The organism is Streptomyces sp. NPDC002144 (genome assembly GCF_053593695.1).
Map to the genome: position 1 here is coordinate 38,557 of NZ_JBSFDB010000045.1, position 23,596 is coordinate 62,152.

Sequence of the window (23,596 nt, forward strand, 5' to 3'; positions counted from 1 at the left end):
GGCAGGCTGGGACCCATGCTCACCATCAGCCAGCTGGCGACGTACGCCGGGGTGACGGTACGGGCGGTACGCCACTACCACAAGATCGGGCTGCTGCCCGAGCCTGAGCGCGACCGGTCCGGGTACCGGACCTACGATGCCGCCGCGGTCGTGCGACTGATCCGGATCCGCACCCTGGCTGATGCCGGCGTGCCGCTGGCCAGGGTGCAGGAACTCCTCGACGCCGGCCCGGAGGAGTTCGCCGGTGGTGTCCAGGAGATCGACAAGGATCTGCGCGCTGAGATCCGGCGGCTGCAGGAGACCCGCAGACGACTCGACCGGCTCGCCGCTGGAGAGCACCTGGCGCTCCCGCAGAGCGTCGTGGGCTACCTCGACCGGTTGCGCGGTCTCGGCGTCGGGGAGCGGTACATCGAGCTGGAGCGGGATGCCTGGATCATGATCGCTGCGCAGGTGCCGGACCTGATCGACTCCGTGATCGCCAAGAAGCACGAGGAGCTGGACGACCCCGACATGGTGAGGCTCTACAGCTTCTTCACCGGGGCGCCCGACTGGCGGGCCGGCGATCCACGGATCGTCGAGGTCGCCGACATCCTGGAGCGCCTGATGATTCGCGCTGTGGAGGCCGGCGAGGTGGGTGCCGACGGCTTCGACGATCAGTTCGTCGCCCTGATGGACTCAACCATGCTTGAGTCCGCACCGGGCGCCGAACTGGTGTTGTCGATTCTGAAGGAGCGTGGCTGGAGCGGCTGGACCCGCATCGAGCGAGTGCCTGCCAACAGGCTCAACACTGAGCTGCCACCTTCTTGAGAAGCCGTCTCTCAACCGGTCTTGGAACGGACAAGTCAAACAGAAAGCATTGGGGGGAGGTTGGCGGCTGCGTACTCGTCCGCCACGTGGAACACACTGGCACAACGTGGGCACTCTGCGCGGCCCATGAGATACGTGATCCCCTCAGCCAGTCGGTCCTGGCCGTCACGGACTGCGAGGTCGTACATCCACCGCCCCATGCCGTGCAGCTCCGCAACGGATACCGGCCGCAAGTCGCGCCGGTCGACATCGCCCGCGTCCCAGTCCCGGCAGGCCCCGTCCGGTCCGTCGGAAGCCCAGCCCGGCCAGCAGTTCGGTCACCGGTTGCGGGTCGGCGGTGGCGAGTTCGGCGAAGGCGACGCCGGACGGGACGACGAGGGCGGGGAGGGGGGAAATGCCCGCGCTCTCCTCCAGGGCGATCAGCGAGCGCAGCGCGTCGACGGCGGTGCTGCCCGCGTCCGCCTGGCGGAACACGTCGTTGAAGACCTCCAGCGAGAGCGGGCCGCGGTACCCGGCGTTCACGACATGGCGGACGAGGGAGGTCACGTCGAGGCCACCCTGGCCGGGGAAGCAGCGGTAGTGGCGGCTCCACTGCAAAACGTCCATGGCCATCAGCGGGGCGTCGGCGAGCTGGAGGAAGAAGATCTTCTCGCCGGGGATGTCCTCGACCCCTTCGAGATCCTTCGGTTCCGAGCCGCGGGAGAGGATGTGGAAGCTGTCCAGGCAGACACCGAGCGAGAGGTGGTCCGCCTGTTCGACGATGCGCCAGGCGTGGTCGTACGTGCTGACGTGCCGTCCCCAGGCGAGCGCCTCGTAGGCGACCCGGACGCCGAACTCCTGGGCCAGATCGGCCAGTCGGCCAAGCTGCTCGGCCGCCAGGGTGTCGTCGTCCAGAGCATGCGGGGAGACGTTGGAGCACACCAAGAGCGTGTCGGTCCCGAGCCTGCGCATCACGTCGAACTTGCGCTCGGCGCGGCGCAGGTTCCGTACGAAGTCCTCCTCGGGAACGGCCTCGACGTCCCGCATCGGCTGGTAGAGGTCGATGCCCAGTCCCAGGTCCGCGGTGCGGGCGCGGACCTCCTCGGGCCTAAGCGGGCTCGCCAGCAGGTCGTTCTCGAAGATCTCGACGCCGTCGAAGCCCGCGCGGGCGGCCGCGGTCAGCTTCTCGGTCAGCGAACCGTTCAGACAGACGGTCGCGATGGACTTACGCATCCTGGTCGCCCCTGATCGTGATCCACGTCTTCCCGGCGCGTTCGGCGGCGCCGGCGAACGCCTGGTGGGCCTCGTCGAGGGGGAAGCACGCCTCGACGACGGCTCCGGGCCGGGCCACGGACAGCTCGGCGATCGCGGTGGTGAAGTCGCCAGGGTGGTCGTAGATCATCGACCCCTGGATCACCAGCTGCCGGCGGACCACGTCGTCGGTGGTCAGCGGCAGCTGCTGGGCATTGAGACCGATCAGGACGACGGTGGCACCGGGGGCGGCGCGTTCCACGGCCGGGCCCAGCGCGGATCCGTGGCCGGAGGTCTCGAAGACATAGGTGAACCCGGTGCGGCCGTCGTCGTGTGTCGCGCCCAACCGCTCGGCGCGGGCGAGCCGTTGCGGATGCGGTTCGGTGACGACCGGCTCGATGCCCAGGCGGGACAGGATCAGGCAGACCAGCAGCCCCTGGGCGCCGGCGCCGACGATTAGGCAGCGGTCCGCTGCCGTGACGCCGCTGCGCCGTACAGCGGCCCGGGCCACCGAGTACGGTTCGGTCGCGGCGAGGTCGGCGCCGGTCAGACCGTCGGGGACGGGGTGGGAGAAGTGCGCGGGCAGGGCCACGCGTTCTGCGAGGACGCCCGGGGTGTTCAGCCCGACGATGGCCCGGTGCGGGCAGGCCGAGGTCAGGCCGGTGAGGCAGTCGGCGCACTTCAGACAGGCGTAGTTGGGTTCGATGACCACGCTCTGGCCCACCTGACGGTCCCGCACTTCGCTGCCCACGGCGGCGATTCGGCCGAAGCCCTCGTGGCCCATGACCCATGGCATCGCGGGCGGCCGCCGCCTGCCGTGGAAGACGGCGAGGTCGGTACCGCACAGCCCGACACCGTCCATGTCCACGACGACGTCGTACGGTCCGCAGCGGGGCTCCGGCTGGTCGTAGACGATCTCCATACGGCCCGGTGCCGTGAGGACAGCTGCTTTCACCAGAACTCCAAGCGGTCCACTAGACGGTTCAAGAATTCCACTGTGCGGTCAGCGTACGGCGCGAAAGGTGCCCCCAACAAGAGTTGGGGGCACCTTTGACGGTCAGGCGGTCGCGTCCGCCGCCGCGTGGTCTCGTACGCCCTCCGGCGCACCGGCCGTCACGTCGTCGCCCCGCATGCGCAGCGCTACGAGGAAGGAGACCGCGCAGCCCAGCGCCATGTACGCGGCGACCAGCGTCCAGCCGCCACCCGCCCAGATGACCAGGGAGGCGGCGATGAGCGGGGTGAAGCCGCCGCCGATCGCGCTGGCGAGCTGGTAGCCGACGCCGGCGCCGCTGTAGCGGTACTCGGGGCCAAACATGTCGGTGAACAGGGACTGCTGGACGGACACGGCCATGTCGTGCGCGCCGTTCACGAGCAGCACCGCGCAGGGGATGATCAGCACGATCGAGCCGGACTCCATCGCCCAGAAGTACGGCAGCACGCTCAACGCGCCGATCAGCGCGCCCCAGCAGTACACCCGGCGGCGGCCGAAACGGTCGGCGAGGTAGGCGAAGGCCGGGATGGTGAGGACAGCCAGACCGCCGACGGCCAGGTTGACGTTGAGCAGGCTGTCTCGGTTCAGGCCGAGTTCGCCGGTGCCGTAGGCGATGCCGAAGGTGGTCACGCCGTAAAAGGTGAACAGCTCAACGAGGCGCAGGCCGATGATGGCGAAGAAGCCGGTCGGATTGGAGCGGACCGCGCTGAGCAGCGGGACGCGCGGTCGCGCGGTCTTTGCCATCGTGGCGACCCGCTCGGTGAAGACCGGGGACTCCTCGACCCTCGCCCGGACGATCAGGCCGACGATCACCAGGGCGGCACTGACCAGGAAGGGCACCCGCCAGCCCCAGGAGCGGAAGGCGGCGTCCGAGACAGTGCCCGACATGACCTTGGTGATCAGCGTGGCGAGCAGCAGGCCGACGGACGCGCCGACCTGGACTCCGCTGCTGTAGAGGGAGCGCCACTTGCGGGGCGCGTTCTCCACCGCCATGAGCGCGGCGCCGCCCCACTCGCCGCCGACCGCGAAGCCCTGCGTGGCGCGCAGCAGCACGAGCAGCGCGGGCGCCCAGACCCCGGCCTGCGCGTAGGTGGGCAGGACGCCGATCAGGGTGCTGGCCGTACCCATGATCAGCATGGTGAGGACCAGCATCCGCTTGCGGCCGAGCCGGTCCCCGAAGTGGCCGAAGACGATGCCGCCCAGCGGACGGAAGAGGAAGCCGACGCCGAAGGTGGCCCAGGCCGCCAGGGTGCCCACGGCCGGGGAGGAACCGGGGAAGAACAGGTCGGGGAAGAGGAGGCCCGCGACGATGCCGTAGAGGAAGAAGTCGTACCAGTCGACCACGGCTCCCATGAAGCTCGCGATCGCCGCCCTCTTCGCCAGGCCGGCGCCGCCGGCCTGGGTCGCCTGCTGGGTACTGCTCATCTCACACACTCCGTTGTATGGGCTGGACCGGTGGCCGCTGGCCACGTGAGAGTCACGCGGGGCGGGACCGCCGGGATGGCTGCGGTGGGGACAGACGCGACGCGACGGCGAGGGGCCCTGGGGTGCGAGCACACGTCTCGTGCGTACCGGGCCATCGCCACGGAGGTGCGGGCGGCGACCCTCGATCACTTGGTCCACAATGCGGATCAAAAAGACCGATGGACGGCACCATAGGGGGGCGGATTAGCCGCATCAAGGGTTACTCCGAGATTGCTTCAGCATTACAGTTCCCTTGGTCCGCCTAGCGGACTATGGTCGAGGTGCCACAGACGGACAAGCGCGGCGGACTGGGCATGGCCGTCACGACGGGGAGGTAGCAGGTGAGCGACGGAGAACCGCAAAAGGAAGTCGAGCGGGAGCAGCACGGCACCGGCGTGCGCAGCGTGCGACGGGCGTTCGAGATCCTCAACCTCCTCAGCGAGGAGCGTCCCGTCATCACCCTGCGCGAAATCACCGAGGGCACTGGTCTGGCGAAGACCACCGTGCTGCGCCTGCTGCAGACGCTGGAGGAGACCGGCCTGCTGCGGTCCCACCCCTCCGGATACGCAGCTGGACCCGGCCTGTGGCGCTGGGCCTACCTCGCCCGCAGCCAATGGGAGCTGCCGCAGGAGACCCGCAAGGTCATGCGCGACCTCGCCGACCGGCTCGGGGAGACCGTCAACCTCTTCGTCGCCCGGGACCTCTACCGGATCTGCGTCGCCCACGAAGAAAGCCCCCGCCCACTGCGCCACGTCGTCGATGTCGGCGACGAGCAGCCACTGTGGGCCGGCGCCTCCTCCAAGATCCTGCTGCGTGACGCCTCCGACGCGCTCCTTCGCCGAGTCGCTCTCGCCTCGCCCCACGGCGAGGCCCACGTCAAGCGCCTGCGGGCCTGGGCGGCGGAGGCGGCAGAGCGCGGCTACGCCGTCAGCAGCAGCGAGTTCGACGAGGGCCTGACCGCCGTGGCGGTACCCATCATCGGCCGCACTGGCAAGGCCGTCGCCTCCCTCTCCCTGAGCGGGCCCAGCCACCGTTTCCCGTACGAGGCCGTCGAGCATTTCGCCACCGACCTCGCCGAAGCTGCCGCCCTCCTCTCGGCCCAGGGCTTCGACCACCCCCTCAGCCAGGCCCACTGACCCGGGGCACCGGCCATCCCCGGCCCGCCCAGGTCCTCGCCGCCGGCCTTTGGACGACGTCGGCGGCCCGGGCGAGCGGTTCCACCACGGACCGGCAGGCGCCGCAGTCGGGTTCCACGGCAGGGCGGACAGTGAGATCCACCGCCGCCGGGCGGCCCGGACGGCCGTGCAGCTGCCAGCAGGCCTCTGCGCCGGGCCCCATGTGTGTCGTGTCGCGGCGGGGCCTGGCAGGACCGGAACGGCGCGCACGCTGACCGATCAATCTCCGGTCCACCCGCCGACCGGGCCTCAGATGCCGTCGGCGGCGAAGGCGATGAACTGGGTCACCTGCCGTGAAGCGAAGTTGTCGTCCGAGACGAGTACGACCGTGCGACGGCCGTCGGGCAGGCGCGGGCCGAGGGTGATGCCTTCGACGTTGTCCACCCTGGGCAGCCCGGGAACGTCGGACAGGTCCGACACGAGTGTCTTGTGGACCGGCCGGACGGGGCCGTCGGCCAGGGAGTCGCGGCCGAGGACGTTGGTGGCGCCGTGGAGGTCGACCAGGTAGAGGCGGGCCTTCCAGGTGTTGGTGCTGAAGACGGAGGCGCGTTCGAGGACCAGGAAGCGGTCGTCGCCGAGGGCGACCAGGTCGCTGACGCCGTTGGTGTCCGTGCTGCCTGCGGGAGGCGTGGAGAACAGCGGTTCCAGCAGGTACGCGTACTGCGCCCTGGGCAGACCGGTGCGTGCGTCGTGGACGGTGATGCGGGTGAGGGCGCCGTGGTCGGGGGTGGGGTCGTCGCCGTCCTGGTAGAGGGGGTCCTCCATGGCGGTGACGAGTTGGCGGCCGTCGGGGGTGAAGGTGACGCCTTCCAGGGTCTGGTTCCGGCGGGGGCCGATGGCCTGGGAGTTCATGTGCAGCTGTGGGGGCAGCGGGAGCTGTCCGCTGTACTCGCCGGTGGTGGTGGCACGCCGGATCCAGGGGTCACCGAGAACCGCGGGGCCGTCGGACGGCACGATGCGCTCGCCCTCGCTCGTCCAGACCAGACTGCCGTCGGACGGGTCGACGGCGATCCCCTCCGGATCCGGGGCCACCGTGGCGGTCTGCCCGGCGGGGGTGGAAGTGGGCGGGTAGGTGGTGCCGTCCGGCCGCAACCATGAGTGGGTGCCTATGAGTTCGGCGCCGGTGAGGTGGCCGCCGCCGAAGGTGACACGGGCGCTGTAGAAGCGGGCCGGGCCGGTCTGCGACCGGTCGTCGCTGATCAGGTAGTACAAACCCGTCCGGATGTCGTAGCTGATGGCGGAGAGCCCGCCGACGGTGGTGCCCTGGAACGCCATGGCGTTCGGCAGTTCTTGCTCGCCGATGAAGTCCAGTTGTACGGCGCTGTCGTGCCCGGCAGCCGGTGAGGCGCCGGAGACGGCCGTCACGGACGCGAGGGCGATGGCAGAAGCGATGATCCGGGCGCGGGTGGCACGGATGCTCATGGAGGCTCCTTGGCAGGGCATGCGGGACAGGGCATGCGGGAGGGAACAAGGGCGGGACGGCGAAGAAACAGGGGGCGAGGTTCAGTTGGTCGTCGGATCCGCGGCCACGCCGGAGACCGGGGAAGTCGGGCGGGCCGGGCGACGGCGGCGCCGGGCGAAAAACGCCAGGGCCAGCAGGGTGAGGGCGTACGGAATGGCGGAGACCAGCTGTGACGGGATGCTCAGGTTGCCGAGTTGCACCGCCAGGGCCTCGGCCGCGCCGAAGCCGAGCGCTGCCAGGAAGACGCCCCAGGGGCGCAGCGCGCCCAGAAAGACGGCGGCCAGGGCGATGTAGCCGCGGCCGGCCGTCATACCGGTGACGAAGAAGGAGACGGCGCCCATGCTGAGGAAGACCCCGGCTCCGCCGGCCAGCGCGCCGCTGAGTGCCAGGGTGGCGAACTGGACCCGGCGGACGGGGATGCCGACCGAGCGGGCCGCGTCGGGGAACTCGCCAACGGCGCGCAGGTGGAAGCCGAACCGGGTCCGGTGCAGCAGCCAGGCGACCGCCGGGGCCGCGGCGAGGGCGAGCCAGGTCATCAGGTTCTGCCCGCTCACCACTGTGCCGAGGCCCGGGATGTCCTCGATCAGCGGAAGGCGGACCTCGGGGAGGGCTCCGCTGTGCAGTCGGCTGGTGCCGCCCTTGTCGCCGAGCAGGGCGTACACGGCGTACGCGGTCACGCCGGACGCCAGCAGGTTGAGGCCGATGCCCGCGATGATCGCGTCGGCGCCCAGGTACAGGTGGAGTACGCCCAGCAGCAGGGTGAGCAGCGCGCCGGCGGCGATCCCGCAGACGGCCCCGGCCACTACCGAGCCGCTGTATCCGGCGACCAGGGCCCCGGTGCACGCGGCGGCCAGCATCGATCCCTCCAGGGCGATGTTCGGCACGCCGGCCCGTTCGGCGAGCAGTCCGCCGAGGGCGGCGAGGACATAGGGGGTCGACACCCGCAGGATCGCGGCGAGGAAGCCGGCGCTGAGCACGACGTCGAGGACGGGGCCCATCAGCGGGCCTCCCTTCGGGCAAGCCTTCTGGCGAGCTGGCGCTTGACGAGTTCGGGCAGCGTCCGGGCCGTCACCAGCAGCACGATGACCGCCTGGATGATGGTCACGGCCTCGGAACCGACGTCCGTCTGCTGCTCCATCACGTCACCGCCGACGCGCAGGTACGAGTAGAGGAGCGCGGCGGCGACCACGGCGACCGGGTTGTTGCGGGCCAGCAGGGCGACCACGATGCCCTCGAAGGCGAGGCCGCCGGCCATGTCGGGCTGGAGCCCGCCGTACACGCCGAGGGCGAGGTGAGCGCCGGCCAGTCCGGCCAGCGCGCCGCCGATGACGAAGCTCCACTCGATGGTGCGGGGCACGTCGATGCCGCCGTACCGGGCGAATTCGGGGTTGGAGCCGGTCATGCGGATGCGGTAGCCCAGGGGCGTCCTTGCGAGCAGGAACCACACGGCGGCGGTCACCGCGAGCATGCCGAACAGTCCGATGTTGGCCTGGTCCAGGGGGACGCCGAAGAAGTCCGAGAGCAGCGGGAGCGCCGAGTCGGGCCGGATGGGAGCCGACTGCACGGCGGCGCTGGCGGGGGCCTTGAGGTGGTCGGTGAGCAGCCAGTCGAAGACCCGTACGACGATGGCGTTGAGCATGAGCGTGGCGACGATCTCGTTGGCCCCGAGGCGGGCCTTCATCACCCCGGGCACCGCGCCCAGCGCGCCGCCCGCCAGAGCGGCTGCGCCCAGTGGTGCGACCATGGCGGCGACCGGTGGCAGGGGGACGTTGATCGCCACCAGCGCGCCCGCCAGGGCACCCGCGTACACCTGGCCTTCCGCGCCGAGGCTGATCTGCCGGGCCCGGAAGGGGATGGCGACGGACAGGCCGAGCAGGGAGAGCGTCGTGGCGTCGGCGAGCCAGCGGCCGATGCGCGGGGTGCGGTCGAGGGGGCCGGTGAGGAGCGCGTTCAGGGCGCCGGGGGCGTCTTTGCCGGTCGCCAGGATCACCAGGAAGGCGATGAGGACGGCGACGGCGACGGTGAGCACGGTCATCGTCAGCTCGACGGCGGTGGACTGGCGCCTGGCGGCGAGGAACTCGCGGCGGCCTTCCAGCTCGACGGTGGTCGTCATCGTGCACCTGCCGTGATCCGCTGTTGTGAGTGCTGTTCGACGCCGAGCATGTACAGCCCGGTCTCTTCCTCCGTGAGTCCGGCCGGATCGTCGAAGCGACCGACCAGCCGGCCGTCCTTGATCACCAGAAGCCGGTCGGAGAGCGCGAGCAGTTCGCCGAGGTCCGCGGAGACCAGAAGGATTGCCGCGCCCGCGTCGCGGGCTTCGACGAGTCGCTCGTACATGAAGTGCATGGCGCCGATGTCGACGCCCCGGGTGAGCTGGGCGGCCAGCAACAGGCACGGCTGGGAGGACAGCTCGCGGGCGACGACGACCTTCTGCAGGTTGCCGCCGGACAGCGCTCCGGCCGGTACGGCGGGGTGCGGGGCCCGGATCGCGTAACGGCGGATCAGGTCCTCGGCCAGCTCCCGTATGCGGCGGATGTGCAGCGCGCCGCGCCGGGCGAGCGGGGGCCTGGAGAAGCGGTCGACGATCAGGTTGTCGGCGATGGACTGGTCCAGGGCCGCCCCGTTGGACAGCCGGTCCTCTGGGACGTGGGCGATACCGGCCGCGCGGTGCGCCGCCGCATCCAGGTGGGTGACATCGGTGCCGTCGACGGTGACGGAGCCGGCGGCCGGGCGGCGCAGCCCGGCGAGGAGCTCCACCAGTTCCGTCTGGCCGTTTCCTTCGATGCCCGCCAGGCCGATGATCTCCCCGGCGGCGATGTCGAGGGAGACACCGTGCAGGGGTTGTCCCGCGTCCGCCCCGGAGGCCAGGTTCCGCACCTTGAGCACGGTCGCACCGGGGTGCGCGGGGGACCTCGGGACGTCCAGGGACATCTCCCGACCGACCATCATGGACGCCAGCTGCGCGGGGGACGCGTCCTCGGTGCGTACGGTGCCGACCACGGACCCGGCACGCATGACGGTGACGCGGTCGCTGATCGCCCGCACCTCTTTGAGCTTGTGGGAGATGAACAGCACGGTCATGCCCTGGTCGCGGAGTCCGCGTACGGCTTCGAAGAGGTCGGTGGTCTCCTGTGGGGTGAGGACGGCGGTGGGCTCGTCCAGGATGAGGATGCGGGCGCCGCGGTGCAGTGCCTTGAGGATCTCTGCTCGCTGCCGCATCCCCACGGAGACGTCGCTGACCCTGGCCTGCGGGTCGACGGCCAGGCCCGCCTCCTTTGCCAGCGCGGCGGTGCGCTCGACGGCGGCGGCCCGGTCGACCCGGGCGGCAGGGCCGGGTTCCACGCCGAGGACGACGTTCTCGGCGATGGTGAAGGACGGCACCAGCATGAGGTTCTGGTGGACCATGCCCACCCCGAGGGCGATGGCGTCCTGGGGTCCGGAGAGCCTGACCGTCTCGCCCTGGACACGGATCTGTCCGGCGGACGGCTGCTCCAGGCCGTACATCAGCTTCATCAGCGTCGACTTGCCGGCGCCGTTCTGTCCGACGATCGCCCGGATCTCGCCGCCGGGTACCTCGAGGTCGACGTCGCTGACGGCGCGGGTGCCGTTGGGGTACGTCTTCCCCAGGCCGGTGACCTGCAGGGCGAGGGCGGGGCGGGGTGGGGGATGCTGGTCCACGGGGGCTCCTTCCGTACCAGGGCCGCAGGTCAGAAGGCGGACGGGACCTGGACCTCGCCGGACGCGATCTTCGCCGCCTGTGACTTGAGTTCGGCGCGTACGGCAGCAGGCACGAGCTTGTCGAAGTTGGTGTTGTCGACGTAGCCCACGCCGTCCTCGGCGAGGCCGACCGCGGAGGACTTGCCGTAGGCCAGGGTGCCGGCCTTGTTCTCCTTGGCTGCCAGATAGAGGGCGTTGCCGGCGTTCTTGAGGATGGAGGTGACCACGGTCTGCTGCTGGGCGGGGTCGCCCAGGGTCTTGTACTGGTCGGAGTCGACGCCGAAGGCGTAGCGCTTGGCGGTGACGGCCGACTCGAACACGCCGAGGCCGGAGGAGCCCGCCACCGGCCACACCAGGGCCGCCCCCTGCGAGTACATGGACGAGGCGATCTCCTTGCCCTTCGCGGGGTCGCCGAAGGGGTTGTCGCCGCCCACGTACTGTACGAGGACACCGGACGACGGATTTCCGCCGGCCGCCTTGAATCCGGCCTTGAATCCGACGACGAAGTCCTCGATCACCGGGATCTTCACCCCGCCCATCAGGCCCACCTTCTTGCTGCCGGAGGCGCCGGGGAGGGAATTGGCTGCGACCAGTTTGTCGGCGAGGAATCCTGCCAGATAGGCGGCCTCGTTCTGCTTGAAGGTGACGGAGTACACATTGGCGCACTTGTTGGAACAGCCGGTCTTGCCCGTGTAGTCGACGGTGGAGTCGAAAAGCCAGAACTTCTTCTTCGGGTATTCGGGCGCCAGCTTGGAGATGAAGGCAGCGGTGTCCACGGTGCCCGCCGCGAGCACGTCGTAGTCGTCGCCCGAGGCCGCGTCCTCGAAGCCGGACTGCCACTTCGTGCGGTCGCCGCCCAGCTCGACGACCTTGAGGCTGTAGCCGAGGTCCTTTTCCGTCTTCTTCAGGCCCGCGTAGGCGGAGTCGAAGAACGAACGATCGCCGAGGTTTCCGTTGACCACGAACTTGATTCTCAGTTTTCCGGCCGAAGAGCCGGAAGAGCTTGAGGATCCGGAAGAGCCCGTTGCTGATCCACATCCGGCGAGCAGTGCGGAGAGTGCTGTTATGGCCCCGAGGGTCTTGATCTTGTTCATCGTTCTTTTCTCCTTCGCGTTGGCCGAAAGCTATGCAATGCAAAACGTTTTGGCCATACGTCTTCGTACGCCTTTGTGTTAGGAACTTGTTTCCAGTGTGGTGGCTGCGATGGTGACGGCTCGCTCGAAATCGGCCTCGCGCTCGGCCGGCGTGAGCGCCTGGGCCAGGCGTATGTGGTCGCTGACCGTCAGCACGGCCAGCGCCCGGCCGCCCTCGGCGGCGGCGGTGGCGTACAGGCCGGCGGCCTCCATCTCGACGGCCAGCGTGCCGTGGGCCTCCAGCTGCTCGAACAGGCCGGGGCGGGCGAGGTAGAAGTGGTCGCTGGTGAAGACCGGCCCGATGTGCACACCCGGCCCGTCACGCGCACCCGTCTCGGCGGCCTCTGCCGCTGCCTCCGCGGCAGCTTTGGCCAGGTCGAACGATGCGGCGTGACTCAGATGCACGCCGTCGACGCGATGGTCGCTCATCGCCGAGTCGGTGTGGGCGGCGGTGGCCACCACGACGTCGCGCAGACCCACCGCCTGTGGTATCCCGCCGGCGGTGCCGACGCGGACGATGCTGCGTACTCCGTAGAAGCGGAAGAGCTCGGTGGCGTAGATGGTCACGGACGGCATGCCCATGCCGGAGGCCAGGACGGACAGCGGTCTGCCCCGGTAGGAGCCTGTCCAGCCCTCGATGCCGCGTACTTCGGTGACCAGGCGGGCGTCTTGCAGGAAGGTTTCAGCGATCCGTCGGGCCCGGCGTGGGTCGCCGGGCATCAGCACATCCGGGGCGAAGTCGCCGGGTGCGGCGGAAATGTGCGGAGTGACCATCAGGCTTCCTCCCCTGCCGGGTCGGTTGCCGCAGCAGTGTCGGCCGCCGCCAGCCAGCAGACCAGTCGGTCCCAGAGCTCCGGGTATCCCTTCCACGCGAGGAAGTCCGGCGGCGCCCAGTGCGGCGCGAGGTCGGAGGTGAAGGCCGCCGACCGCCCGGCGCCGTACCCACCGACCACCAGCAGCGGGTGACCGCCGCACTCGGCGAGCAGCTCGGCCCCGTCCCGTACCCGCACCTCGTTGAGACCGAGCAGAGACGGCCAGGTCGCGCCCAGCCCGTCGACCACCCGGTGCCGGGCGACGACCCGGGGCGAGGCACCGGCGGGCAGCTCCACCCGGTCGTCGCGGTCATGCAGAGCGACCGGCAGTGCGGCGGCCAGCGGGGTGCGCCCCCAGCGGGCCTTGGCGTCGATGCCGGTGAAGGTGAGGTAGCCGCCGACCATCAGCAGGCCACCGCCGCCCTCGACGTACGCCCGCAGCAGTTCGGGGCGATCCGGCGCGGGAACGGAGCGGGCGAAGGTCTCCGGCGGGAGCTGGAAGCTGTTGGCCCCGACGTCGCTGATCACCACCACGTCGTACGCGGCGAATCCCTCGACCGAGGAGGGCAGCCGGTGGGGTATCTCGTGCGCCGGTACGTACGTCACCTCGTGGCCGCGATCGCGCAGCGCGCCCAGGAAGGCGCCCGCCCCCTCGACGTACTCGGAGGTGTGGAAGGAGTCGAACCCCTTGTGGTGGATGGAGTGGGTGAACCAGGACTCACCCACGACGAGGACATGCGTCATCGCTTCGCCGTGCCTTTCAGTTCGGGTTATGGGGTTACGGGACTTCTGGGTTACGGGCGGTGTCAGCGCGGGGCTGCCGTGCTGGCGCGGGCTTTCAGCCGGACCGGGAGGATGTGACGTGAGGCGGGGGGTACCTCGCCCCGGTGGACGTACTGCAGCAACTGGGCGGCGGCCGTGCGGCCGATGTCGTACGCGGGCTGGTGGACGGTGGTGAGCGACGGGTGGACGCGGGCGGCGAGCATGATGTCGTCGAAGCCCGCTACCGACACGTCGTGCGGGACGCTCAGCCCCGCGTCCTCCAGGGCGGCGACCGCGCCGAGCGCCATGAGGTCGTTGGCCGCGAACACCGCGGTGAAGCGGCGCGGGCCGCCCCCGTTGAGAGCCGCGGCCACCATGTCGTAACCGGACCGCTCGACGAAGGCGCCCTCGACCTCGGTGACGCCCTCGTCGCCGAACGCCTCCCGGAATCCCGCGATCCGCTCGACACTGCTGACCAGGTCCCCCGGGCCGCTCACCGCCAGCGCCCTGCGGTGGCCCAGCTCCCGCAGGTGCTGCCCGACCAGCCGGCCGCCCGCGCGGTGGTCGGCGGTGACGAGGATCGTCTGCTCCAGTAGCCCAGGGACCACCTCGTCGGCCAGGGCTATGGGGAAGCGGCCGAGCAGCGATGCCAGCCGGTCGCGGGAGGGTGGTGAACCCGACGCGTAGACCATCCCGTCGATGAACCGGCCCCGCAGCAGCTCCAGGTAGCGGTCCTCGCGCTCGGGGTCGAACTCGGTGTTGCACAGGATGACCCCGTAACCCAGGTCGTGGGCGGCGTCCTCGACGCCCTTGGCCAGCTCCGCGAAGAACTGGTTGGTGATGTCGGGAACGAGTAGGCCGATGACGTTCGTGGAACCCGCCTGCAGGTTGCGGGCGGTCGAGGCCGGCACGAAGCCGAGCCTGGCGACCACCGCGCGCACCCGGTCCGCGGTCTCCTGGGCGACCGGCCGGTTGCCGCTCAGCACGTGCGAGACCGTGGTCGGGCTCACCCGCGCAGCGGCCGCGACGTCCTTGATCGACGCGGGCCGCCGCACCCGGCGTCTGCCCTCGTCGGCGTCTGTGTCAGGGGTCATAGCGCTGAACCACCCTGCCGTGCGAGGTGTCCAGCAGCGCGGGCACCCGCGCCTCGATCTCGGCCAGCAGCCCAGGCACGTCCACGGTCAGCAGGCGCCCGTCGCGCACCACGACCCGCCCGTCCACGACCACCGTGCGCACATCACTCGCCCGGGTGCTGTAGACCAGAGCCGCCACCGGGTCGTGCAGCGGCCGGCAGTGGAGGCCGGACAGATCGACCAGCACGATGTCCGCCCGGCGGCCGGGTTCCAGGGCACCGATCCGGTCGCCCAGCCCCAGCGCCAGTGCCCCGCGGCGCGTGGCCAGCCGAATGGTGTCGGAGACCGTCATCCAGGTGGCGTCCCGCTCCGCCTGCTTCTGGGTCAGTGCCACCAGCCGCATGGCCTCCCACACGTCGAGTGTGTTGTGTCCGGCGGCACCGTCCGTTCCCGCCGCGACGGTCACCCCGGCTCCGAGCAGGCCCCGTACCGGGGTGAGCGGGTGCAGGGCGTGCTTCAGGTACACCTTCGGGCAGCACGCCACTGCCGTCCGGTCGCGGTACCGCGACAGCACCTCGAGATCCGGTTCCGTGATCCCGCATCCGTGGGCGATCAACGCCCCGGCGTCCAGAACGCCGGTCCGCTCCAGCACCCCGATGGGGGTGATGCCGCGCCGCGCGAGACTCGATTCCGTCTGCTCCAGGTGCTCGGCGGCGTGGATGTGGATCCGTACGCCCATGGCACGGGCCCGTTCCGCGATCCGGGCCAGGTCCTCGTCGTCCACGGTGTACGGCGCGTGCGGCCCGAGCGACGCGGTGACCCGCCCGCCGCCCGCGCCGTGCAGCGCTCCGGCGGTCTCGATGCTCTCCTCCAGCGCCCTGCCGCCACGGCTGCTGAAGTATGTGGGCGCGATGTCGGCGCGGATCCCGGTCCGTACCACGGTCTCGGTGATCCGTTCGGCGTGGAAGTAGTGGTCGGCGAACGCGGTCACCCCGCTGAGCAGCATCTCCGCACAGGCGAGTTCGGCACCGAGGCCGATGTCGGCGGGTGTCAGGTTGACCTCCATCGGCCACACCCGCTCGTTGAACCACGCCTCGACACTGACGTCCTCGGCGGCACCCCGCATCAACACCATCGGGCTGTGCGTATGGGAGTTCACCAACCCTGGCATGGCCAACAGCCCGGTCCCGTCGACCGTCTCAGCTCCGGAGAAGCTCGCGTCCCGGGCGGCCTCCGGCCGGGTGCCCGCGGGACCCAGCCACACGATCACCCCGTCCTCGACCAGGATGTCCTGGTCCGTTTCCACCCGGCACGGGCCCTGCTCGGGCACCACAAGCACCGAGCAGGACGTCACGATCAGTCGCCGCATCCTGGAATCCCTTCCGTTCAATCCGGACGCTAAGGATCCAAAACGTTTTGCACAACCCTCGTCCGAGTTGTGTTTCAAGCCCTGTCGGCAGTCGGGGGCACGGCCCCTGCATCGCTGTTCGGTCGTGGCGAGCAGCGCGGGGACGGGCACGCCTTGCAGACCGTCGCGTCGAGGCCGGGGCCGCTTCTGTCCGTCCAACGCGCTTCACACGGGCGCCCCGGCCCTCGGGGTGTCCACCAGCGCGATCCGCGCGGCGACGCGCACCAGCGCGGAGACCGCGGTCGGCGACCAGCGTTCGGCCACATCACCTGGGAGTTGGGGGAACGCACGGTGTGAAGCCATCACCCGAACACTCGGACTCGTCGACCACTCCTCGCCGCGGGACGCCGATCGCAGGCCCGTGATCGCAGTTGCCACCTCGGGCATCGTCGCGGCAGACGTGGCGAACGAACCGGTGGGGATCAATTCGACGACTCCCCTTGCTGGCATCCCTGGAGAGGCGTAACTTCTGCGCAGCGGATCTACGGGTCCGCCACACGGACCATTGCCCGTGTTTGTCGGAACGCCTTGTCACCAAGTGGTCTCATCGGACCGCTGAACGGCTCACGGAGTGCCAAAACGATCCATCACGCACTCACGGCCTGTGCTCGGGGCATTGCGTGTTCCCCAGACCGGGCAGCGCGCTGCCCGAGTTCTCCCATCATCAACCCCACAGACGGCCTTCGGCCGTCTCCTCCTCATCAACACCTGGACGTTGAAATGAGCCGGACATCACCTCATGCAAAGCGCGCGGCTGTCGCCGGCTTGATGGGGGCGGTCGTCGACTGGTACGACTTCTTCCTTTACGGCATCGTGGCCGGGCTCCTGTTCAACGATCTCTTCTTCCCCGAAGTGAGTCCCACCCTCGGAACCCTCGCCGCATGGGCCACCTTCGGTGTCGGATTCCTCTTCAGACCCTTGGGCGGCATTGTCTTCGGCCACTTCGGCGACCGGGTGGGCCGCAAGAAGATGCTCGTCCTCACCATGGTGATCATGGGGCTCGCCTCCACCCTGATCGGTGTCCTGCCCACCTACGGTGAAGTGGGCATCTGGGCCCCGGTCCTGCTCGTCGCTCTACGTGCCGTCCAGGGCTTCGCCGTCGGCGGTGAGTGGGGCGGCGCAGCTCTGATGGCGGTCGAGAGCGCTCCTCGAAAGTGGCGCAGCCTCTACGGCAGCGGCGTCCAGGTCGGTGCCTCGGTGGGGCTTTTGCTGGCTACCGCGGCCATCAAAATCGTTTCCGGACGCCTGCCCGAAGCGGACTTCCAGCAATGGGGCTGGCGCGTCCCGTTCGTCTTCAGCGCGGCCCTCGTCATCGTCGGGCTGATCGTGCGTATCACGGTCGAGGAATCCACCGTCTTCACCGAGCAGATCGCCGCCCGATCCAAAGACCAACCTCTGCGGCTGCCACTGCTCGCGGCCATCAAGGTCAACCCCGGCGGATTCCTCGCCATCATCGGCCTGCGGTTCGTCGAACTCTTCACCTTCTACGGTGTGACCACGTTCGGCGTGAGCTATGGCACCGCGGAATTCGGTCTGAACCGCGACAGCATGCTCAACATCAACCTCGTGGTGGGCGCAGCGGCCATCGTCACCATTCCCGTCTTCGCCTACCTCGCCGACCGCTACGGCCGCGGCACCATATACGCGTGGGGCGCCGGGCTGGGTGTTCTGGGCTCCCTCCCCTTCTTCGCGGCACTGCAGTCCGGCTCCATGGTCCTGATCCTGGTGGCCTCGATTCTGCTGGTCAACGGTGCGCACGACATGGCCGTCTCGGTCCAGCAGTCCTTGTTCACCGACATGTTCGGCGCCGAATACCGCTACAGCGGTGCAGGCGTCGGCTATCAACTCGCCAGCGCCATCGGCGGGGGCCTCACTCCGCTCATCGCCGGCGTCCTCGTGCTGTGGGCCGACGGCGGCTGGTACCTGGTCGCTATGTACATGCTGATCGGCTGCGGGATCTCCTTCACAGTCGCCGTCGGACTGAACGCCAACCGCACCATGGACGACGCGCCCGAGCCCACGAAACCGCCCGCACGCGCGACCTTCTGACCGGCTGTGCACCTGGTCGCCCTTACGTCCTGGGGAGCGATTGAGCTGGGGGTGCTCATCGAGAGTCGACCACGACAACGGCGTTCGGCAGGCCGGTGCGGATCGCGGCCCGGTAGGTGGTCGACATGTCGATGGCCACGTACCGTGGCCGACCGGAGCGCGGTCATCGACAAATAATCGAAGGAACCAGACCCGGAGCGGGGCGGAGCCCAGATCGCCCTGATGAGCCCGGGCGGGGATGATCGTGTCGGCCAGGGCTCGAATACCCACGTCCCCAGCCGTCACCTGCTCGGCTGGGTCGGCGGCCGACTGAACCGTGCCGGCCACTACCGGTTGAGATCCGAAGCCCCTCCTTGATGTCTCAAGTCGAGGCGGCGCTCCGCTGGGGGTGCGATTGCATGCCTGCGTGGTGTGCTTCGAGTACGTGCCGCGCTCGCTCGGTGTGCGGATCGTTGGGGTAGCGGCTTTCGAGGTCGGGCAGGAGCTCCTCCCTGCTCGGTCTCAGACTTGACGCGGACGTCCTTGCGGAACCTGGCGGTCTGCTCTGCCGCGTACTCCATGTTGGCGGGCATGCCGAGCGTCGCTCTCGCCGTTTCGACGTGCATCACGACACCCAGAGTGCTGTTGTCGCCCCAGACGCACACCGGCACGCTGCCGTCGCGATTCGACTGATCCGAGGCAAATGAAAGGCACATCGGCCTGCCCGGGTTCTGCGCGGAACGGCCCTGGCTCGGAGGTGGTGGTTCCTCCGGGCCAGGGCTCCTGTCGGCGCGGGTCCGCTGAGGGCGCAGGCGGTTCAGGGGGCTGGCTCGGGCTCCTTGTGCTGTGCCTGTGGGCTCTTCTGGAGGCGGGTGCCTTCTACGTCGAGGTCGGGCAGGAGGCGGTCGAACCAGGCCGGGAGCCACCAGGCGTGGCGTCCGGCTAGGGCGAGGATGGCCGGGACGAGAGTCAGGCGGACGGCGAAGGCGTCGATGGCGACGCCGACGGCGAGTGCGAAGGCGATGGGTTTGATCAGGGCGTCGTCGAGGGGGAAGAACCCGGCGAAGACGGTGAACATGATCAGGGCGGCCGCGGTGACGACCCGGACGCTGTGCCGCGCGCCGTCGGTCACCGACCTGCTGGCCACGCCGGTGTGGACCCACTCCTCGCGCATCCCGGAGACGAGGAACACCTCGTAGTCCATGGCGAGTCCGAAGAGTACGCCGATCAGGATGATCGGCAGGAAGCTGACGACGGGGCCGGTGTGGGCGAGGCCGAGGGTGTCCGCCAGCCAGCCCCACTGGAACAGGGCGACGACCAGGCCTAGTGAGGCCGCGACCGACAGCAGGAATCCGACGGCGGCTTTGAGCGGGACGATCAGTGAGCGGAAGACCATGGTCAGCAGGATCAGGCTCAGGCCGACGACGATCGCGATGAACGGCAGTAGGGAGTCGCTGAGGCGGTTGGAGACGTCGATGTTGACGGCGGTGGTGCCGGTGGCGGCGATCGTCGCTCCGGTTGTCTTGCGGATGTCCGGGGCGGCGGCGCGGATGTCGCGGACGAGCTGGCCGGTGTGAGTGCTGTCGGGGCCGGTCTTCGGGATGACCTGGATGACGGTCTGGGTGGGGTCGTGGGTGGGGGCGGGGGGCAGGACCGTCTTGACCCCCTTGAGGTTCCGGAGCTTCTGCGCGGCCTCAGCGGCCGCGTGCGCGCCCGAGCCCTTGTCGGTCTCGGTCAGGACCAGGAGTGGGCCGTTGAAGCCGGGGCCGAACTTGTCGTTGACGGTGTCGTACGCCTTGCGTTCGGTGGAGGTGACCGGGGCCGAGCCGTTGTCCGGCAGGGCGAGGCGCAGGTCCGTGGCGGGGAGTGCCAGTGCGACGAGGATGCCGGCGACGGCCAGGAGGGTGAGCAGGGGCTTGGCGACGACGGTCCTCACCCAGCGGGCGCCCAGGGTCGTCCTGCCGGCGGATCCGTCGGGGTCGGTGGCCCGCTGGGCCTCCTTGCTGCCGGGCTTCGGGGTCAGCCGGGTGCCGGCGAATCCGGCTAGGGCCGGGAGCAGGGTGATCGCGGCCAGGACCGCGATGAGGACGGCTCCGGCGGCGCCGAGGCCCATCACGGTCAGGAACGGGATACCGATGACGCTGAGCGCGGCCAAGGCGATGATGACGGTACTGCCGGCGAAGACGACCGCGCTGCCGGCGGTGCCGTTGGCCAGTGCGATGGACTCCTGCGGGTCGGTTCCGCGGGCGAGTTGCTGGCGGTGGCGGGTCAGGATGAACAGGCTGTAGTCGATGCCCACGGCCAGCCCCAGCATCAGCGCGAGCGTGATGGCGGTGGAGGAGATGCTGAACGCCGGGGTGACGGCGAGCAGCCCGGCGAGTCCCACGGCCACGCCGAGCAGGGCGGGCAGCAGTGACATGCCCGCGGCGAGCAGGGAGCCGAAGGTGACGACGAGGACGAGCACGGCGACGGTAACGCCGATGATCTCGGACGGGCCTATGTGCACGCCGTTGCTGCCGTAGGCGCTGCCGCCGACCGAGGTCGTGAGCCCGCTTTTCTCGGCTGTCTCGGCCGCCCGTTCGATCACGTGCAGGGATGAGGGGTGTACTTCGGCTCGCTGCACGGAGTACTGCACCTGCACGATCGCCGTGCTCCGGTCGGCAGAGACGGCCCCGGACTGGCTAGGGCCTAGGACGGCTTTGACCTGGGGCGCCTTCGCGGCTGCCCTCTCGGCTCCGGCGATGGCCACGGTGTAGGGGGCCTCGGTGATGTGGTGGCCCTTGGGTGCGGTGAAGACGATCTGGGCTCCCGCTCCGGAGGCTTCGGGCAGCGTCTTGCCGAGCGCGTCCAGGGCGCGCTGCGACTCAGTGCCCGGCACGGTGAAGCGGTCGTCGAGCTTGCCGCCGAAGAGGCCGGCGCACGTGATGAGTGCGGCCAGGACCACGAGCCAGATACCGAGCACCAGCTTGCGATGGCGGTAGGCGCTGCGGCCCAGCCGATGGAGCAGGACTGCCATGGCGAACTCCCAAGGTCGGTAGGGGATTTCCCGGACGTCTCGGCGCGGACGCGGGACAAAGCGTGGAGGGGGTCGGCCCGTCCGTGGGGCGGTCACGGGCATGAGGCATGCCGGTGCCGTGGGTGGCATCCGAGCTGCTTCGAGGACCGACTTTATCACTCGCTCAAGTCATACGATCAAATCGAATGACCAAATCACTCAACTTGAACTTACGACATTGTCAGTCGACCATGTCATCTGTATGGTGATGGCCACCGGAGCTCACCGCCCCCGGGAAGAGCCAGGTCATGGGTCTGCGCCGCTCTCCCGCAGAGCACGTCCGCAGCGCCGGGACCACCCCACGACAAGGAGTGATCATGAGCAACACGCAGAACACGGACGTCGCCACAGCGCGCCACGTCCGCAGGGCGGATGTCGTGGTGGTCGGAGCGGGGCTGGCCGGTCTGACCGCAGCACGGGAGCTCCTCGCGGCGGGCAGGTCCGTGGCCGTGCTGGAGGCCCGCGACCGGGTCGGCGGACGGCTGCTCAACCACGACCTCGGCGACGGTCAAGTGACCGAGATCGGCGGGCAGTTCGTGGGCCCCACCCAGGACCACATCCTGGCGCTGGCCAAGGAGGTCGGCGTGGCCACCTACCAGGCCGCCGTCCCCGGCGAGACCGTCTACGTGCATGACGGCAAGGCCAAGCGGTTCACGGGGGCCACCCCTCCGGACCTGTTCGCGCTGCCGGACATGGGGATCGCCCTGGCCCGCATCGGCCATGCTGCGGCCAAGGTGGACCCGGCCGCCCCCTGGAGGGCCCCGAACGCCCGTGAACTGGACGGCATGACCTACGAGACGTGGCTGCGCAAGGCCGAGATCACCGGCGACGCCGTCGACATGATCAACCTGTTCCTGAACTCCGCCTACGGCGGCGAGGCCCGCGACGCCTCCGCCCTGTTCAGCCTCTGGTACGTCTCGACGTTCGGCAACGAGGCCAATCCCGGCACCATGGAGCGCGGCACCGGCACCACCGGGGGCGCCCAGGACAGCCGCTTCGTCGGTGGCTCACAGCTCGTCGCCCAGCGCCTTGCCGAAGAGCTCGACGGCCGCGTCCACCTGTCGGCGCCGGTGCGGCGCGCCAGCCAGGACTCCACCGGTGTCACCGTGGTCTCCGACGCCGGTGACTGGCGGGCCGACCGCGTGATCGTCGCCGTACCGCCGCTGGTGGCCTCGCGGATCATGTGGGACCCGCTGCTGCCGGCCCAGCAGGACCAGCTCTTCCAGCGGCTGCCGTTCGGCACCCTCATGAAGTGTGTCGCCGTCTACGACAAGCCGTTCTGGCGGCAGGACGGGCTCTCCGGCATGGGCCTGCTGCGCGGTGGCTCCCCCATCCGCGAGATGTTCGACAACACCCCGCCCGACGGCGGACCGGGCGTCCTGATGGGCTTCCTCGGCGGAAAGGAATGGCGCAAGTGGGCCCACCGCCCGGCCGCCGAGCGCCGAGGCGCCGTCCTGCGCTGCTTCGCCCAGGTCGTCGGGGACCGTGCCTTCGACACCGTCGACTACGTCGAGCAGGACTGGACCGCCGAGCAGTGGACCCAGGGCGGCCCCACCTCCGTCGCCGCCCCCGGCGTGCTCAGCGACTTCGGCCAGTGGATGGGCCGCCCCCACGGCCGCGTGCACTGGGCGGGCGCCGAGTTCTCCCCGCACTGGAACGGCTACATGGACGGCGCGGTCCGCTCCGGCAGGCACACCGCCACCGAACTCCTCCACCAGACCTGAGCGCAAGAAGCACCGCCAAGCAAGGGATCGCTGCCATGAACCGTTTCGTCGTCGCCGAGACCGCCGTCATCGACGCCCCCCTCGGGCGAGTCTGGGACGTCATCTCCCGCACCGACCGGTACGCCGAGTGGGTCGCCGGAGCCATCGAGGTCACCGACCATCACGGCGTCGCCACCGTCGGCAAGACCTACTCCGAGCGCAACCGCACCCTCGGCCCCCTCAAGACCGCCTCGGTCTGGACCGTCAGGGAGATCGAGCCCTTCAAGCGCCGCGTCGACACCGGAACCGGATTCACCCCGCTCCAGGACGTCACCAACATCTTCGAGTTCCGCCCGGTCCAGAGCGCCGACGGCCGGGAGGCGACGGAGATGCTCTACCAGGTCGAGTACACCATCGGCCTCGGCCCGCTGGGCCTGCTCCTCGACTCCATACAGCAGCCCGCGATGCGCGCCGGCATGCGCACCTCCATGGCCAACCTCAACACCCTGCTCCGTTCCGAGGCGTCGAGGACCGCTCTCTGACCGGCGGCGAACGCTCCTGGGCCGGCGGCCGGTCGGACGGCCCGCCCGGTACGCCAACCCAGGGGACGCCTGGCAGGGCATACCCGCCGGCCGCACGGCACCGGACCGGCCCACATGAGTCCAACCGTCAGAGTGGGGCCGCCCGCCGTCCGACGACCCGGCCGGGCCCCGCCTTCGCCAGGCGCCACCACACGGACGCCATCACGACGGCAAGACACCCGGCGTACAGCCACA

19 protein-coding genes and 1 pseudogene are annotated in these 23,596 nt (G+C 69.9%); 5 read left to right on the forward strand and 15 right to left on the reverse strand.

Annotated elements, in window-relative coordinates; genetic code table 11:
* The first annotated feature begins 15 nt into the window (after positions 1 to 15).
* Positions 16 to 807 carry a MerR family transcriptional regulator gene (locus ACWCQ1_RS41295; RefSeq protein ID WP_451028775.1) on the forward strand — a complete coding sequence of 264 codons (792 nt, stop codon included), beginning with the start codon at positions 16 to 18 and terminating at the stop codon, positions 805 to 807.
* Between the two features lie 276 nt (positions 808 to 1,083).
* On the opposite strand, the pseudogene ACWCQ1_RS41300 reads toward ACWCQ1_RS41295, so the two are convergent.
* The 3 genes and pseudogenes from ACWCQ1_RS41300 to shiA (ACWCQ1_RS41310) form a co-directional block, all read right to left on the reverse strand.
* Positions 1,084 to 2,019: pseudogene (locus ACWCQ1_RS41300) on the reverse strand (sugar phosphate isomerase/epimerase family protein); the annotation flags it as partial.
* The gene (locus tag ACWCQ1_RS41305; protein WP_451028776.1) at positions 2,012 to 2,992 is read right to left on the reverse strand and encodes a zinc-dependent alcohol dehydrogenase; all 981 of its coding nucleotides are present in this window, start codon (positions 2,990 to 2,992) and stop codon (positions 2,012 to 2,014) included. The gene ACWCQ1_RS41305 and the pseudogene ACWCQ1_RS41300, both read right to left, overlap by 8 nt.
* A 102-nt stretch (positions 2,993 to 3,094) precedes the next feature.
* Entirely contained in the window at positions 3,095 to 4,453 is a 1,359-nt protein-coding gene (gene shiA, locus ACWCQ1_RS41310) for a shikimate transporter (RefSeq protein ID WP_451028777.1), read from the reverse strand.
* 380 nt (positions 4,454 to 4,833) lie between these two features.
* Here shiA (ACWCQ1_RS41310) and ACWCQ1_RS41315 point away from each other — a divergent pair, with 380 nt between their 5' ends.
* Entirely contained in the window at positions 4,834 to 5,628 is a 795-nt protein-coding gene (locus ACWCQ1_RS41315; RefSeq protein WP_451028778.1) for an IclR family transcriptional regulator, read from the forward strand.
* Between the two features lie 288 nt (positions 5,629 to 5,916).
* Here ACWCQ1_RS41315 and ACWCQ1_RS41320 read toward each other — a convergent pair whose 3' ends face one another.
* The 10 genes from ACWCQ1_RS41320 to ACWCQ1_RS41365 form a co-directional block, all read right to left on the reverse strand.
* Positions 5,917 to 7,089, reverse strand: coding sequence for an esterase-like activity of phytase family protein (locus ACWCQ1_RS41320; protein WP_451028779.1), 1,173 nt, complete (start codon positions 7,087 to 7,089; stop codon positions 5,917 to 5,919).
* An 81-nt stretch (positions 7,090 to 7,170) separates the two neighbouring features.
* Entirely contained in the window at positions 7,171 to 8,127 is a 957-nt protein-coding gene (locus tag ACWCQ1_RS41325) for an ABC transporter permease (RefSeq protein WP_451028780.1), read from the reverse strand.
* On the reverse strand, positions 8,127 to 9,242 hold the full coding sequence (locus ACWCQ1_RS41330) for an ABC transporter permease (RefSeq protein ID WP_451028781.1): 1,116 nt from the start codon (positions 9,240 to 9,242) through the stop codon (positions 8,127 to 8,129). Before ACWCQ1_RS41330 ends, ACWCQ1_RS41325 begins: the two co-directional genes overlap by 1 nt.
* Positions 9,239 to 10,807, reverse strand: a complete 1,569-nt coding sequence (locus tag ACWCQ1_RS41335; RefSeq protein ID WP_451028782.1) for an ABC transporter ATP-binding protein — start codon at positions 10,805 to 10,807, stop codon at positions 9,239 to 9,241. The genes ACWCQ1_RS41330 and ACWCQ1_RS41335 overlap by 4 nt, the downstream gene beginning before the upstream one ends.
* 29 nt (positions 10,808 to 10,836) lie before the next feature.
* Positions 10,837 to 11,808: a BMP family ABC transporter substrate-binding protein gene (locus tag ACWCQ1_RS41340; protein WP_451028783.1), complete on the reverse strand. Its 972-nt coding sequence runs from the start codon at positions 11,806 to 11,808 to the stop codon at positions 10,837 to 10,839.
* Positions 11,809 to 12,018: 210 nt separating this feature from the next.
* On the reverse strand, positions 12,019 to 12,753 hold the full coding sequence (deoD, locus tag ACWCQ1_RS41345) for a purine-nucleoside phosphorylase (protein WP_390699954.1): 735 nt from the start codon (positions 12,751 to 12,753) through the stop codon (positions 12,019 to 12,021).
* Positions 12,753 to 13,535: a glutamine amidotransferase gene (locus ACWCQ1_RS41350; RefSeq protein WP_123969434.1), complete on the reverse strand. Its 783-nt coding sequence runs from the start codon at positions 13,533 to 13,535 to the stop codon at positions 12,753 to 12,755. The genes deoD and ACWCQ1_RS41350 overlap by 1 nt, the downstream gene beginning before the upstream one ends.
* A gap of 62 nt (positions 13,536 to 13,597) precedes the next feature.
* On the reverse strand, positions 13,598 to 14,647 hold the full coding sequence (locus ACWCQ1_RS41355) for a LacI family DNA-binding transcriptional regulator (RefSeq protein WP_390699952.1): 1,050 nt from the start codon (positions 14,645 to 14,647) through the stop codon (positions 13,598 to 13,600).
* Positions 14,637 to 15,995 (reverse strand): amidohydrolase, encoded by a 1,359-nt coding sequence (locus ACWCQ1_RS41360; RefSeq protein ID WP_451028784.1) that lies wholly within the window; start codon positions 15,993 to 15,995, stop codon positions 14,637 to 14,639. Before ACWCQ1_RS41360 ends, ACWCQ1_RS41355 begins: the two co-directional genes overlap by 11 nt.
* A 204-nt stretch (positions 15,996 to 16,199) precedes the next feature.
* Positions 16,200 to 16,337 carry a hypothetical protein gene (locus ACWCQ1_RS41365; RefSeq protein WP_451028785.1) on the reverse strand — a complete coding sequence of 46 codons (138 nt, stop codon included), beginning with the start codon at positions 16,335 to 16,337 and terminating at the stop codon, positions 16,200 to 16,202.
* A 417-nt stretch (positions 16,338 to 16,754) separates the two neighbouring features.
* Between ACWCQ1_RS41365 and shiA (ACWCQ1_RS41370) the strand changes: the two genes are divergently transcribed.
* Positions 16,755 to 18,083, forward strand: a complete 1,329-nt coding sequence (shiA, locus tag ACWCQ1_RS41370) for a shikimate transporter (protein WP_451028786.1) — start codon at positions 16,755 to 16,757, stop codon at positions 18,081 to 18,083.
* A gap of 55 nt (positions 18,084 to 18,138) precedes the next feature.
* Here shiA (ACWCQ1_RS41370) and ACWCQ1_RS41375 read toward each other — a convergent pair whose 3' ends face one another.
* Positions 18,139 to 18,222 (reverse strand): hypothetical protein, encoded by an 84-nt coding sequence (locus ACWCQ1_RS41375; RefSeq protein WP_390700040.1) that lies wholly within the window; start codon positions 18,220 to 18,222, stop codon positions 18,139 to 18,141.
* A 657-nt stretch (positions 18,223 to 18,879) separates the two neighbouring features.
* A complete protein-coding gene (locus ACWCQ1_RS41380; RefSeq protein ID WP_451028787.1) occupies positions 18,880 to 21,078 on the reverse strand; it encodes an MMPL family transporter in 2,199 nt (732 codons plus the stop codon).
* A 356-nt stretch (positions 21,079 to 21,434) separates the two neighbouring features.
* On the opposite strand from ACWCQ1_RS41380, the gene ACWCQ1_RS41385 reads away from it, so the two are divergent.
* Both ACWCQ1_RS41385 and ACWCQ1_RS41390 read left to right on the forward strand, forming a co-directional pair.
* Positions 21,435 to 22,841, forward strand: coding sequence for a flavin monoamine oxidase family protein (locus ACWCQ1_RS41385; RefSeq protein WP_451028788.1), 1,407 nt, complete (start codon positions 21,435 to 21,437; stop codon positions 22,839 to 22,841).
* Positions 22,842 to 22,876: 35 nt separating this feature from the next.
* Entirely contained in the window at positions 22,877 to 23,362 is a 486-nt protein-coding gene (locus tag ACWCQ1_RS41390; RefSeq protein ID WP_451028789.1) for an SRPBCC family protein, read from the forward strand.
* The last annotated feature ends 234 nt before the right edge of the window (positions 23,363 to 23,596 follow it).

What these genes read in the sequence shown, in the direction of transcription:
- ACWCQ1_RS41385 (WP_451028788.1), top strand. Translation starts at nt 21,435, where the DNA reads ATGAGCAACACGCAGAACACGGACGTCGCCACAGCGCGCCACGTCCGC.
- ACWCQ1_RS41320 (WP_451028779.1), bottom strand. Translation starts at nt 7,089, where the DNA reads ATGAGCATCCGTGCCACCCGCGCCCGGATCATCGCTTCTGCCATCGCC.
- shiA (WP_451028786.1), top strand. Translation starts at nt 16,755, where the DNA reads ATGAGCCGGACATCACCTCATGCAAAGCGCGCGGCTGTCGCCGGCTTG.
- ACWCQ1_RS41360 (WP_451028784.1), bottom strand. Translation starts at nt 15,995, where the DNA reads ATGCGGCGACTGATCGTGACGTCCTGCTCGGTGCTTGTGGTGCCCGAG.
- ACWCQ1_RS41365 (WP_451028785.1), bottom strand. Translation starts at nt 16,337, where the DNA reads ATGGCTTCACACCGTGCGTTCCCCCAACTCCCAGGTGATGTGGCCGAA.
- ACWCQ1_RS41390 (WP_451028789.1), top strand. Translation starts at nt 22,877, where the DNA reads ATGAACCGTTTCGTCGTCGCCGAGACCGCCGTCATCGACGCCCCCCTC.
- ACWCQ1_RS41355 (WP_390699952.1), bottom strand. Translation starts at nt 14,647, where the DNA reads ATGACCCCTGACACAGACGCCGACGAGGGCAGACGCCGGGTGCGGCGG.
- ACWCQ1_RS41380 (WP_451028787.1), bottom strand. Translation starts at nt 21,078, where the DNA reads ATGGCAGTCCTGCTCCATCGGCTGGGCCGCAGCGCCTACCGCCATCGC.
- shiA (WP_451028777.1), bottom strand. Translation starts at nt 4,453, where the DNA reads ATGAGCAGTACCCAGCAGGCGACCCAGGCCGGCGGCGCCGGCCTGGCG.
- deoD (WP_390699954.1), bottom strand. Translation starts at nt 12,753, where the DNA reads ATGGTCACTCCGCACATTTCCGCCGCACCCGGCGACTTCGCCCCGGAT.
- ACWCQ1_RS41350 (WP_123969434.1), bottom strand. Translation starts at nt 13,535, where the DNA reads ATGACGCATGTCCTCGTCGTGGGTGAGTCCTGGTTCACCCACTCCATC.
- ACWCQ1_RS41330 (WP_451028781.1), bottom strand. Translation starts at nt 9,242, where the DNA reads ATGACGACCACCGTCGAGCTGGAAGGCCGCCGCGAGTTCCTCGCCGCC.
- ACWCQ1_RS41295 (WP_451028775.1), top strand. Translation starts at nt 16, where the DNA reads ATGCTCACCATCAGCCAGCTGGCGACGTACGCCGGGGTGACGGTACGG.
- ACWCQ1_RS41325 (WP_451028780.1), bottom strand. Translation starts at nt 8,127, where the DNA reads ATGGGCCCCGTCCTCGACGTCGTGCTCAGCGCCGGCTTCCTCGCCGCG.